The sequence below is a fragment of the Rhodococcus wratislaviensis genome, assembly GCF_041228765.1.
GTDB lineage: Bacteria > Actinomycetota > Actinomycetes > Mycobacteriales > Mycobacteriaceae > Rhodococcus_F > Rhodococcus_F wratislaviensis.
Genome location: NZ_CP150488.1, coordinates 2,193,444 through 2,205,069, shown reverse-complemented (window position 1 = coordinate 2,205,069; position 11,626 = coordinate 2,193,444). Strand labels below are relative to the sequence as shown.

Here is an 11,626-nt window from a genome sequence, read left to right as displayed (position 1 = left end):
TGTTTCCTCGGGTTCGTCAGGTAGGGGCTCGGACTAGCGCGGCGCCTGGTCGGCGACGAGCGCTTGATGGCTCTGGGGAAGGGCTTCCCACCAGGTGCGTCGCGTCTCCGACAGCGCTGTCGCGTCGAGGTCGCCGAACAGCCGCAGCCGGGACAGGCCGCCGTCGGGGTAGACGTCGAGTCGCAGGTGCGTGGCCGCGTCGGTGGCGTCCAGGACGAACCGGTGCCTCGTGTCGGGCTGCACGGCCGTGCGGGACAGCAGTTCGGTCCACGCGCCCTCGTCCGTGATGTCGGCGGTCCGCGCGTCGGCGGTGCTCAACCGCACCCAGCCGGGCGCGTTCCCCACGTAGTAGCTGGTGTCGATCTCGACGTGCCGGGGAATGCCGGCCGCGGCGAGCGAGAACACCGCGAAGTCGTTGCCGCCGCCACGACGCCGGGAGTTCTCCCAGCCCTCCCCCATGTTCCGGGCCCGCCCGGGAAGGATGATGTTCGCGGGCGAGGCGTAGAACGCGTCGGAGCAGCCGACGAGGCGTCCGCCGTTCTCCGCGGCCAGCAGGTCCACCGTCCCGTCCAGGAACCGGGGGTCGGGCACGACCTCACCGTGCACACGCAACCGTGCGACGCCGCCGTCGGGGTAGATCGACAGCCGCACGTGTGTCCACCGGTGCCGGTCGGCGACGGCGTAGGCGTTCGCGGCGTGCCCCTCGGCCGGGGACTTCTCGACGATGGTCTGCCAGTCCGCCTTCATGACCTCCTCGATGGACGGGTAGCCCTCGATCGACGCCGCCTCGACGGAGATGAAGGGCGGGTAGTTGCCCTTGAAGTGCGCGGTGTCCACGACGATCCCGTGAATGATCCCCGCGGCCCCGAGCCGGACGATCGCGTAGTCGTGGCCGTCGTCGCGGCGGCGGCGGGTCTCCCACCCGTCGTACACCTTGCCCTTGTGCCCGAAATCGGCCGGGTCGAAGAACGGGGCCTCCGCCTTGATGAGGTTCTCCCGCTGGGCGAACAGTTCGTCGTTGGCCGCGGATACGCTTCCGCCGAGGGCGCGTGAGGCGAGGTCGGGTAGTGCGGTGAAGTCGGTGGACGTCATGATTCTCCTCGTGTGCTGAGTGGTGCGAGTTCGGCAGTCGATGCCGCGATCGTGCAGCCGATCCGGCGCAGTAGTTCCGCCGCATCTCTGATCGATCGGTGAAGGTCCGGTTCCAGGTCCGCGAGCGCGTATGCCGCGGAGATGCCGGCGCTGTGCAATTGGATGTCGCTGAGCAGGTTTCGGCCGCACACGGCCAGGACGGGGATTCCGGCCCTGCGCGCCTCGGTCGCGACGCCGATCGGCGCCTTGCCGTGGAGACTCTGCTCGTCGAGTGACCCCTCGCCGGTGATGACGAGGTCCGCCCCGGCGAGCCTCCCGGGGAAGTCGACGAGCCCCAGGACGGTGTCGATGCCGGGCCGGGTGTCGGCCCCCAGCACCGAGATCGCGCCGAACGCCGCACCTCCCGCAGCGCCCGCCCCCGCGACCCGGCTGTCGTCGCGGCCGGTCGCGGCGCGCACGACCTGCGCCCACCGGGTCATGGCGTCCTCGAGCACCACCAGTTCTTCTGCGGCAGCGCCCTTCTGGCTTGCGTACACCGCGGTGGCCCCGGTCGGGCCGAGGAGCGGATTGTCGACGTCGCAGGCGAGTCGGAAATGCGCCTCACGCGCCGCCGGGTGGAGGCCGGTCAGGTCGACCCGGGCTGCCTGGCGCAGGGCCGCTCCCCCCTGCGCGACCTCGGTGCCGTCGGCGCCGAGGACACGCACGCCGAGAGCCTGTAACAAGCCGGCACCGCCGTCGGTTGACGCGCTGCCCCCGAGACCGACGATGATCTCGCGGGCTCCCCCCTCCAGCGCGTGCCTGACGACGGTGCCGAGTCCGAATGTACTGGCACCCAAGGGGTCCGCCACACCGTCCGGGAGCAGTACCAAGCCCACGGCCGATGCCAGTTCGACCACCGCGGTCGAGCCGCGCACCGCGTAGGACGAGGTGACGGGCCGACCCGTCGGCCCGGTGGTGGCCACGGCGACCGGCGACCATCCTGCGGCGACGGCCGCCGCGACGGTGCCGTCGCCGCCGTCCGCGACCGGAACACGATCGATCACCCAGGACGGATCACCGGCGACGAGTCCGTCGGCGAGGGCGTCCGCCACTTCCGCGGCGGTGAGGGATCCCTTGAACTTGTCGGGTGCGACCAGTACACGTGTCACGGTGCCCCCCTAGTCCAGCAGCATGAGGGCTGTGGGAGCGTGCTCCCAGCTCTCCGCCAGATCCTCGAACTCGGCGACGTTGTCGAGTTCGGTGCCCATCGCGATGTTGGTGACCCGCTCGAGGAAGACCTCGACCACCACCGGCACCTTGTGCTCACCGGCGAGTTCGCGCGCCTTCTCGAGGGCGCCGGCGATCTCACCGGGCTCGGTGACCCGCAGCGCCTTGCAGCCCAGGCCCTCGGCGACCTTGACGTGATCGACGCCGTACCCCTTCGGGACCGCGGGCAGCACATCGTGTTCGGTGGCTTCCTGGGTGTTGATGTTGTCGAAGCCCAATTGCACGCAGAAGTCCATGTCGAATGCGCGCTGCGCCTGACGGATCAGTCCCAGGTAGGAGTTGTTCACCACCACGTGGATGTACGGCAGGTTGAACTGGGCGCCCACCGCCAGTTCCTCGATCATGAACTGGAAGTCGTAGTCACCCGACAGCGCCACGACGGGCGTCTCCGGCTCCGCGGCAACCACTCCGAGAGCGGCGGGAATGGTCCAGCCCAGCGGGCCGGCCTGCCCGCAGTTGATCCAGTTGCGCGCCTTGTAGACGTGCAGGAACTGGCCGCCGGCGATCTGCGAGAGCCCGATCGTGCTGACGTACCGGGTGTTGCGCCCGAAGACGCGGTTCATCTCCTCGTACACCCGCTGCGGTTTGACCGGGACGTCGTCGAAGTGGGTCTTACGCTGCATGGTCCGCTTCCGGGTGGCACAGTCCTCGACCCAGGTGCTGCGGTCCGCCAGGGTTCCGGCGGCCTTGCGCTCCTTCGCGACGGCGACGAACAGCTCGAGCGCGGCCTTGGCGTCGGAGACGATCCCGTAGTCCGGTGCGAACACGCGCCCGATCTGGGTGGGTTCGATGTCGACGTGAACGAACTTGCGCCCCTTGCGGTAGGTGTCGAGTCCGCCCGTGTGCCGGTTGGCCCAGCGGTTGCCGATGCCCAGGACGAAGTCCGACGCCAGCATGGTGGCGTTGCCGTACCGGTGGGCGGTCTGCAGACCGACCATGCCCGCGGCGAGGCGGTGATCGTCCGGTATGGTGCCCCAGCCCATCAGCGTCGGCACCACCGGAACGTCCAGCAGTTCCGCCAGTTCCACGAGCAGATTCGCGGCGTCGGCGTTGATGATGCCGCCGCCTGCGACGATCAGCGGGCGGTCGGCGGCCTCCAGCATGTCGAGGGCCTTCTCCGCCTGCGCCCGGGACGCGGCCGGTTTGTACACGGGCAGCGGCTGGTACGTGTCCGGGTCGAACTCGATCTCCGCCAGTTGCACGTCGATCGGCAGGTCGATGAGAACCGGTCCGGGCCGACCGGACCGCATCAGGTGAAATGCCTGCGCGAACGCACCCGGAACCTGGGCCGGCTCGAGCACCGTCATCGCCATCTTCGTGACCGGCCCCGCGATCGCGGCGATGTCGACGGCCTGGAAGTCTTCCTTGTGCAGACGCGCGACCGGGGCCTGCCCGGTGATCGCGAGGATCGGGATCGAGTCCGCCATCGCCGAGTACAGGCCGGTGATCATGTCGGTCCCGGCCGGCCCGGACGTCCCGATGCAGACACCGATGTTTCCGGCCTTGGCGCGGGTGAATCCCTCCGCCATGTGGGATGCGCCCTCGACGTGGCGGGCGAGGACGTGCTTGATCCCACCGTGGTCACGCATCGCTGCGTAGAACGGGTTGATCGCCGCACCGGGGAGGCCGAAGGCCTGGGTGGCACCTTCGAGTTCCAGAATCTTGACCGCTGCATCAGCGGCGCGCATACGAGGCATATCAGTTCTCCATCGAGGATTACGAGTTGAGGCGGGTCACTGGGAGGGGCGGCCGGACAGCCGCTCCACTCCGCGCAGCAGGCCCGAATGATCCAGGCCACCATCACCGTTCGCACGGGCGGAGGCCATCAGCTGGGCGACGACGGCACCGAGGGGTGTCACGACGCCGGCCTCACGGGCAGCGCTGGTCACGATGCCGAGATCCTTGTGGTGCAGGTCGATACGGAATCCGGGTTCGAACGACCGGTCCAGCATCTTCTGCGCCTTCTGGTTCAGGACGGCAGATCCGGCGAGCCCGCCGCCGAGTACCTCCACCGCGGCCGCGGTGTCGACACCGTAGGCCTCGAGGAAGATGATCGCCTCGGCGAGGAGCTGGATGTTGCCGGCGACGATCAGCTGGTTCGCTGCCTTCACCGTCTGCCCGGATCCGTTCGGGCCCACGTGGACCACCGTCTTCCCGACGACGTCGAGGATCGGCCTGGCCGACTCGAAGTCTTCCGGGGCGCCGCCGACCATGATCGACAGTGCGGCGTTGACCGCCCCGGCCTCGCCACCCGATACCGGGGCGTCGATCAGCCGGAATCCACGCTCGGCCGCCTGCGCGGCGAGTGCGGTGGTCACGTCGGGCCGGATGCTGGAGAAGTCGATGATCAGAGCGCCTGCCGGGGCGTGGTCGAAGACTCCGTCCTCACCGGCGAGTACGGCCTGCACGTCGGGCGAGTCGGGGACCATCACGGCCACGACGTCGGCGCCGGCGACGGCCTTGGCGATGGAGTCCGCCGCGGTGCCCCCGGCTTCGACGAGTGCCGCGGTGCGCTCGGGCGAGCGGTTGTATCCGACCACCTGGTGGCCGGCCTTGGCGAGATGAACGGCCATGGGGCTACCCATGATTCCGAGTCCGATGAATGCGATAGTGCTCACGAGTCTCCTCGATTCCGTCGAAAGTGGTGGTGTGTCAGTGGGCGGCGCGGGACGCGCGCTGTTCGCGGGGCAACCAGTCGAAGGTGTCCGGCCGCGTGGACTTGTACTCGAGCCCGACGTATCCGCGGTAGCCGTGTCCGGCGAGCCTCTTCAGGTAGCCGTCGATGTCGAGCGTTCCGGTGCCGGGTTCTCCGCGACCCGGAGCATCCGCGATCTGCACGTGCCCGATGCGGTCGGCGTAGGCGTCGATCGCGGCGCCGACGTCGTCGCCGTTGACCTCGAGGTGGTAGAGGTCCGCGAGGAGCCGGAGCGAATCGACACCGTGTTCGGCCTTCACCCGGTCGATGACGGCGATCGCCTCGGCGGCGGTCTTCAGCGGGTACGCCGGCGTGCCGCTGACCGGTTCGACGAGCACGACCGCACCGATGCGATCCGCCGCCTTGCCCGCCTGGGCGAGGTTGTCGGTGGCCGTGTCGTCCTGAATCTTCGGATCCGTGCCGTCGATACGATTACCATACAGGGCGTTGAAAGCTTTGGTGCCCAGCCGTTCTCCGATTCCGACGGCGATGTCGATGTTGTCGCGGAACGCCGAGACCTGCGCCGGGTCGGACAGCAGTCCGCGATCCCCCGCCGGCATGTTGCCCGCCGCGAAGTTCAACCCGGTGAGCTGCACTCCGGCGTTCTCGATCGCGGCCACGAACGCGTCGACGTCGCTGTCCCGCGGTACGGCGGTGTCGAAGGGCCACCAGAATTCGACGGCGTCGAATCCGGCGTCGCGGGCAGCCTGCGGGCGCTGCAGGAGCGGCACGTCGGTGAGCAGGATCGAGCAGTTCAGGGTGTAGGCCAAGGTATCCATCGGTTGTTCTTTCACTGTCGGGGTGTTCAGGAGACGGTGGTGTTGTCGGGCTCGGGCAGGCCGCGATAGCGTCGCCAGCCGCCGTGATCGGTGATCTCGGTGAGCTCGCCGGCTCTGCTCTCGAGGAGGCCCGGTCGCAGGCCTACCGCAAGAACCGAACGGCCGTCCGACAGTTCGATCACGGTGAGCTCGAGTTCCTCGGGCTCCTCGGGGAGGAAGTCGGTGCGAATGTCGCCGATCGGCACGTCGTAGAGCTCGCCCTCGATCGAGGCTCCCCCGGTCTCCGCCAGCAGCAGTGCGGGGAATTCGTCGCGTACGGAGAAGAATCGGTACTTCGGTGCGGTCCGGACCGTGCCGAGGAACGTGTGTGCGGACACGTTGTGATGCAGGTTTCCGCCACGCATCGCTCCACCGTTGCAGAACAATTCGGCCATCTTGTCAGCTCCTTCTTCCGTGGGCAGGTGTCGCCGGTTCGGGCTTGCCTGCCAGTTCGATCGCTACCTGAAGCAGCGCTTCGCGTAGTCGTTTGGTGTTGGCGTCCAGACCTTCGCGCACCAGGTCCTGGGTGACCGGCCACGGGGTGTCGCTGATGACGTCGTGATCGGTGACCAGGGCGATGCAGGTGTAGGACATGCCGAGTTCACGGGCCAGCGCCGCCTCGGGGTACGGGGTCATGCTGATCAGGTCCCATCCCTGGGCCGCGTACCAGCGGGATTCGGCCCGGGTCGAGAATCGGGGGCCGCGGATCGCCACCATGACGCCGCCGTCGTTGACCACCCATCCGCTCCGGCGGAGCGTCGAGACCACCGCTTGGCGTCCGCGGACGCAGAACGGATCCGCGAAGGACACGTGGACGTCGTCGTCGTGGAAGGTGTCGTCGGTGCGGCCGGTGCGGTCGACGAGCTGGTCGGGCACGACGACCGAGCCGACGCCGATCGCCGGTCGCAGCGAGCCGGACGGGGTGGGCGCGAGGATCGTTCGCACACCCAGGCTGTGCAGGGCCCAGATGTTCGCGCGGGCATTGATGCGGTGGGGCGGGATGTCGCGGTGCCGTCCGGTGCGGGTCAGGTAGGCGAGCCGGCGGCCCCCTGACGACCCGAGGACGATGCTGTCCGACGTCGGCCCGTACGGGGTGTCGACCTGAACCTGCTCGGCGTCGTCGAGGAGTCCGTAGTAACCCCAGGTGCCGAGCACTCCGACGGTGGGCTGGGTGTCAGGCATGGTGGTTCGCCGTTCCTTCCGAGGCCCCGTTCGTGGTCAGCGCTTCGCGCCTCTCGATCGCCGGCCGTGCCGGGGCGTCCTGGAGGTGTTCGTGCCCCGGGTGCGGGTGGATGGTGACGTCGTCCGGGTCGTCGGGCGTGACCTTCCCGTCGAGAACCGCTCGCATCTTGTCCTTGTCGAGCATGCCCTCCCAGTTCGCGACCACGAACGTGGCGAGGCAGTTACCGAGCAGGTTCGTGAACACGCGCATGGAGTCCATGAGCCGGTCGGCGCCGAGCAGCAACGCGACGGCGGCCACGGGGAACGCGCCGATCGCGGCAGCGGTCGCGGACAGGGCGACGAAGGCCGACCCCGGCACCCCCGCCATACCCTTGGAACTGAGAATGAGGATGCCCATGATCGCGAGCTGCTCGCCGAAGCCGAGGTCCACCCCGACCGCCTGCGCCAGGAACATCATCGCCAGCGACAGGTAGATCGCGGCTCCGTCGAGGTTGAACGAGTAGCCGGTAGGGATTACCAGACCGACGACGGCGCGGTCGCATCCCGCGTTGTCCAACTTCTTGATGATGCGGGGCATGACCGCCTCGGACGATCCGGTGCCCAGGGCGAGCATGAATTCTTCGCGGCAGTACTTGATGAACTTCCATGCGTTCACTCCGGTGATCAGCTTGACCACGATCGACAGGACGACGATGAAGACCAGTGCAGCGCCGTAGCACGCCAGGATGAGTACTCCGAAGGATTTGAGGGAGCCGGCACCGTAATTGCCGACGGTGAATGCCATCGCACCGAACGCACCGAGAGGCGCCAGGTACATGATGTAGCCGACGATGCGGAAGATGACGTGCAGCGTCTGGTCGATCACATCCATCAGGATCGGCGGAGCCGATTCACTGAAGGACGCCAGCGCGACGCCGAACAGGATCGCGAACAACAGCACCTGAAGCAGGTTGTTCTGCGCGAACGCATCGAACACGCTGGTCGGGATGATGTGCATGACGAACTCGACGCCACCCGGCAGGTGGCCGCCCTGCGTCTTCTCGTCCAGGGCGCTGGTGTCCAGCGTGGCCGGGTCGATGTTGAGCCCGCTACCCGGCTTGACGAGGTTTCCGACGAGCAGGCCGAGCCCGAGCGCGAAGGTCGTCGCGGCCGTGAACCAGAGCAGCGCCTTGCCGCCGATCTTTCCGAGCGCTTTCATGCTGCCGACCTTGGCGATGCCGGTGACGATCACTAGGAAGATCAGCGGCGACACGACCATTTTGATCAGCTTGATGAAGCCCTCACCCAGCGGCGCCAGGTGATGGGAGAACTCCGGAAACAGGATTCCGGTGGCGATGCCCAGGGCAATTCCGATCAGGACCTGGACGAAAAGTGATCTGTACCAACGCTGCTTTGTGGGTTTCGCAGCGATTTCGACTTCAGACACGGGGCCCTCCCTCGGGGCTTGGCGTTTTCCATATTATGGAAGTTGTATTTCGTATCTCGATATAGTGAACGCCGTCACACCCGGGTTTGTCAACCGATGTAGCGAAGGAATCGTCGCGATCCGTCACTCCCGCGCTATCGTCATACGGAGCGCCCTTTCCGTCTGACGGAAAGAATGTGGAGGCTCTCGGGCAGTCAGAGGATGGAGACAGACATGACGAACGGTCAGAGTCCGGCCGGTGGCGTGCAGTCGGTCGAGCGCGCATTCGACATACTCGAGATCATGGCGAGCGCCGGTGGGTCCATCGGGGTCAGCGAACTCGCCGACCTGGCCGGACTCCCCCTCCCGACCATCCACCGGCTCATCCGCACGCTGATGAACCGCGGATATGTCCGGCAGCTACCCACCCGGCGGTACGCGCTCGGGCCCAAGCTCATTCGCCTCGGCGAGAGCGCCACCCAGCTGATCGGCGCCTGGTCGCGACCGCACCTGTCCGAACTGGTGCGCGGAACCGGCGAGACCGCGAACATGGCCGTTCTCGACGGCACCATGGCCGTCTATGTCGCGCAGGTGCCGTCCGAGCACGCGATGCGGATGTTCACCGAGGTCGGCCGACGCGTCTACCCGCACTGCACCGGCGTCGGCAAAGCCATCCTCATGCAACTGTCGAATGACGCCGTGCGCTCGTTGGTCAGCCGGACCGGCATGACGACGTACACCGAGAACTCCCTGACCGACCCCGACATGCTGATCGCCGATCTCGAATTGAGCAGAAACCGCGGGTTCGCGATCGACGAGGGCGAGCAGGAGATCGGCGTCCGTTGCTTCTCGGTGCCGGTGCCGAACGCTCCGACCCCCACCGCCATCTCCGTCTCCGGGCCCGCGGCCCGCGTCACCCTCGAGTCGGCCGACCAGATCGTGCCGTTACTCAAGCGCGTCGCGAAGGAACTCGGCACCGAGTTCGACAAGAACGCCGCTCTCTGAATCCGGGCGACTCATCAACAAAGGTTGACGGATCCGCCGCATCAACTTAAGTTGATAGCGTGAGTGACGATCCGAACCCGGCGACCGCTTTCGCCGCCGTCGTCGCGCTGCGGCGTCAGGCCGACCAGCTCGAGCGTGACGCCGTCGCACACGCACTGTCCGCCGGCTGGACCTGGGCGGACATCGGTCAGGCTCTCGGCGTCTCGGGTCAGGCGGCACACAAACGCCTCGGTCCCGGACGATCCTCCGACAAGAAGACGAGGGGCACACGATGAAGTTCACCCGGGCATGGCGCGACATGCGGACGATGAAGACGCTGTTCTCCGAAACAGAGGCCGAGGCCGACCGGCTGGGCGACCGGGAACCGGGCCTCGAGCACCTGCTGCTCGCATCGTTCACGCTGCCGGACAGTACAGCCCGCCGGGTCTTCGAGCATCTCGGATCGGACCGGGACGCATTGCGCGAGGCGGTCATTCGCGTGCACGGGGAAGCCCTCGCGGCGGCAGGCATGACGGACGCGGGCGTCGCCACCAGCGCACTGAGCCGCCCCCGCACCGGGCCGCTGCGGCTGACCGAACCGGCCCAGGCCGCGTTCCGCAATGCGGTGGCTCTCGCGAAGTCGGAACGGCGACCGATCGTCGGTGCCGACATCGTCGCAGCCGTCGCCACCATCACGCACGGCACCGCGGCGCGGGCACTGGAATCACTGGGGCTCGTCCGGTCCGACGTCGTCGACGCCGCCCGGGCCGAGCCGGCATCGTGAGCGGACGGCCCAGGCCCGGTGTTCGCCGCCTGCGCGGATAGGCTCGACACGTGGTTCTTCCCAGCTCGACTTCTGTGTCCCCTGCAGATGTTCTCGGTTCCATGCGGGACGTCATCGACGGTCCGCTGCCCGACATCGCCGTCCGCTTCTCCAAGTTCCTCGCCGACATCTGGCCGCACACCGCGCTGGTGATCTTCACCCGGGAATGCACGGGACGCCCCCGCAAGGTCAGCGGTGATCCGTCGGTGGTCGAACGCGTCACCATCGCCGAACTGGACGCGCTGCGCACCCGCATGACGGAAGGCACCCCGTTCGACGACCAAACCGTGATTGCAGGCGCGAAGCGGAAAGTGTGGGCGCTGCTGGACGCGACGGGCACCCTCCTCCTCGTTCTCCCGAAGCCGCGGCAGCGCATTCGGGAGGTTCCGCTGGTGGCGGGCGCCTTCGGCGTCGTCGCCGTGTCGATCCGGCATCAGGTGGCGCAGGCGAGCCCGGCATACCTGGCGGAGTCGCGGGCGGCGTCGAGCGAACGGGCCAGGACCATCGTGGAGCTGACGGACCTGCACGCGGCGACGCTCGAATCGATCCTGTCGACGCTCCGGTCCAAGGACCTCGACGACCGTCGGTCGCGGATCACAGCGAGCGAGACGGCGTCCTCGGCGCTGGTGACTCTGCGTTCCGCGGGCGAATCCGACCGCAACCTCGCGGAGGAAGCCGTCACCACCGCGTTCGCCCGGCTGCAGGGCGAACTGCGGCCGCTGCTCCAGCACCGGCCTGTGCGCGTCGACTACGTCGATCCGCCGGTGGACGGTCGCGCGCTGCCCGGCGAGGTCGCCAGCGCCGCGCGGGCCGTCGTGCGGAGCGCCGTCCTGGCGTTCGCGGCGCAGGCCGCCCTGGAGCGAATCCGCATCGCCTGGGACTGCGACGGCGCGAACCTCCTCGTCGAAGTCCGCGACGACGGCGACGGCGGTCTCGACACCGACGCACTGGTGCGGCAACTCTCCGGCCGGGTGCACACACTCGGTGGCCGGATCGACGTCGAGTCGGTCGACGGGTGGGGGTCCCGGGTGGCCGTCGCGATCCCCCTCGACGTGCCGGTGGCGCGACCGGACGAACAGCAACTCGGCGACCTCAACCCCCGCGAACTCGAGGTCCTCGGCCACCTCGCGACCGGCAAGCGGAACAAGGCGATCGCCGACAGCCTCGGCATCAGCGAGAGCACGGTCAAATTCCACGTCGCGGGTGTGCTGAAGAAGCTCGGTGTGGCGTCCCGAGGTGAGGCGGGCGCGATTGCCCTCGAGGCCGGCATCCGCGCCGACGCCACCAGCAGGCATGCATGAGCGTCGCGACGCTGCCGATCCGGCGCTGACCCCCATGTGAGTGGCAAAGTGTGCGGGCGC

The 11,626-nt window shown here is 68.1% G+C and carries 12 protein-coding genes; 4 read left to right on the top strand and 8 right to left on the bottom strand.

Features of this window, described 5'->3' with window-relative positions; all coding sequences use genetic code 11:
* Positions 1-33 precede the first annotated feature (33 nt).
* Genes alc through dctA form a run of 8 tightly spaced genes read right to left on the bottom strand, consistent with a single transcriptional unit; the run spans position 34 to position 8,479 of the window.
* Positions 34-1,092: an allantoicase gene (alc, locus tag WKC72_RS09920; RefSeq protein ID WP_370182431.1), complete on the bottom strand. Its 1,059-nt coding sequence runs from the start codon at positions 1,090-1,092 to the stop codon at positions 34-36.
* Positions 1,089-2,240, bottom strand: coding sequence for a glycerate kinase (locus tag WKC72_RS09915; protein ID WP_370182430.1), 1,152 nt, complete (start codon positions 2,238-2,240; stop codon positions 1,089-1,091). Before WKC72_RS09915 ends, alc begins: the two co-directional genes overlap by 4 nt.
* 9 nt (positions 2,241-2,249) lie before the next feature.
* Positions 2,250-4,055 (bottom strand): glyoxylate carboligase, encoded by a 1,806-nt coding sequence (gene gcl / locus WKC72_RS09910; RefSeq protein ID WP_370182429.1) that lies wholly within the window; start codon positions 4,053-4,055, stop codon positions 2,250-2,252.
* A 36-nt stretch (positions 4,056-4,091) separates the two neighbouring features.
* Positions 4,092-4,976 carry a 2-hydroxy-3-oxopropionate reductase gene (locus WKC72_RS09905; RefSeq protein ID WP_037226085.1) on the bottom strand — a complete coding sequence of 295 codons (885 nt, stop codon included), beginning with the start codon at positions 4,974-4,976 and terminating at the stop codon, positions 4,092-4,094.
* Positions 4,977-5,010: 34 nt separating this feature from the next.
* Positions 5,011-5,832 carry a hydroxypyruvate isomerase family protein gene (locus tag WKC72_RS09900; RefSeq protein WP_370182428.1) on the bottom strand — a complete coding sequence of 274 codons (822 nt, stop codon included), beginning with the start codon at positions 5,830-5,832 and terminating at the stop codon, positions 5,011-5,013.
* Positions 5,833-5,858: 26 nt separating this feature from the next.
* Positions 5,859-6,266: a gamma-glutamylcyclotransferase gene (locus WKC72_RS09895; RefSeq protein WP_009475269.1), complete on the bottom strand. Its 408-nt coding sequence runs from the start codon at positions 6,264-6,266 to the stop codon at positions 5,859-5,861.
* Between the two features lie 4 nt (positions 6,267-6,270).
* Positions 6,271-7,053 carry an MTAP family purine nucleoside phosphorylase gene (locus WKC72_RS09890; protein WP_112300143.1) on the bottom strand — a complete coding sequence of 261 codons (783 nt, stop codon included), beginning with the start codon at positions 7,051-7,053 and terminating at the stop codon, positions 6,271-6,273.
* Positions 7,046-8,479 carry a C4-dicarboxylate transporter DctA gene (gene dctA, locus WKC72_RS09885; RefSeq protein WP_370182427.1) on the bottom strand — a complete coding sequence of 478 codons (1,434 nt, stop codon included), beginning with the start codon at positions 8,477-8,479 and terminating at the stop codon, positions 7,046-7,048. The genes WKC72_RS09890 and dctA overlap by 8 nt, the downstream gene beginning before the upstream one ends.
* Before the next feature lie 213 nt (positions 8,480-8,692).
* Here dctA and WKC72_RS09880 point away from each other — a divergent pair, with 213 nt between their 5' ends.
* The 4 genes from WKC72_RS09880 (at position 8,693) to WKC72_RS09865 (ending at position 11,566) form a co-directional block, all read left to right on the top strand.
* Positions 8,693-9,463 (top strand): IclR family transcriptional regulator, encoded by a 771-nt coding sequence (locus WKC72_RS09880; protein WP_037226090.1) that lies wholly within the window; start codon positions 8,693-8,695, stop codon positions 9,461-9,463.
* Between the two features lie 59 nt (positions 9,464-9,522).
* Complete coding sequence (locus WKC72_RS09875) at positions 9,523-9,738, top strand: hypothetical protein (protein WP_005260938.1); 216 nt, start codon at positions 9,523-9,525, stop codon at positions 9,736-9,738.
* Positions 9,735-10,226, top strand: coding sequence for a Clp protease N-terminal domain-containing protein (locus WKC72_RS09870; RefSeq protein ID WP_370182426.1), 492 nt, complete (start codon positions 9,735-9,737; stop codon positions 10,224-10,226). Before WKC72_RS09875 ends, WKC72_RS09870 begins: the two co-directional genes overlap by 4 nt.
* A 101-nt stretch (positions 10,227-10,327) precedes the next feature.
* Positions 10,328-11,566 (top strand): LuxR C-terminal-related transcriptional regulator, encoded by a 1,239-nt coding sequence (locus WKC72_RS09865; RefSeq protein ID WP_112300146.1) that lies wholly within the window; start codon positions 10,328-10,330, stop codon positions 11,564-11,566.
* Positions 11,567-11,626 lie beyond the last annotated feature (60 nt).

Excerpts from the sequence above, each read along its gene's own strand:
- alc (WP_370182431.1), bottom strand. The coding sequence starts at position 1,092 with ATGACGTCCACCGACTTCACCGCACTACCCGACCTCGCCTCACGCGCC.
- gcl (WP_370182429.1), bottom strand. The coding sequence starts at position 4,055 with ATGCCTCGTATGCGCGCCGCTGATGCAGCGGTCAAGATTCTGGAACTC.
- WKC72_RS09900 (WP_370182428.1), bottom strand. The coding sequence starts at position 5,832 with ATGGATACCTTGGCCTACACCCTGAACTGCTCGATCCTGCTCACCGAC.
- WKC72_RS09895 (WP_009475269.1), bottom strand. The coding sequence starts at position 6,266 with ATGGCCGAATTGTTCTGCAACGGTGGAGCGATGCGTGGCGGAAACCTG.
- WKC72_RS09890 (WP_112300143.1), bottom strand. The coding sequence starts at position 7,053 with ATGCCTGACACCCAGCCCACCGTCGGAGTGCTCGGCACCTGGGGTTAC.
- WKC72_RS09880 (WP_037226090.1), top strand. The coding sequence starts at position 8,693 with ATGACGAACGGTCAGAGTCCGGCCGGTGGCGTGCAGTCGGTCGAGCGC.
- WKC72_RS09870 (WP_370182426.1), top strand. The coding sequence starts at position 9,735 with ATGAAGTTCACCCGGGCATGGCGCGACATGCGGACGATGAAGACGCTG.
- WKC72_RS09865 (WP_112300146.1), top strand. The coding sequence starts at position 10,328 with ATGCGGGACGTCATCGACGGTCCGCTGCCCGACATCGCCGTCCGCTTC.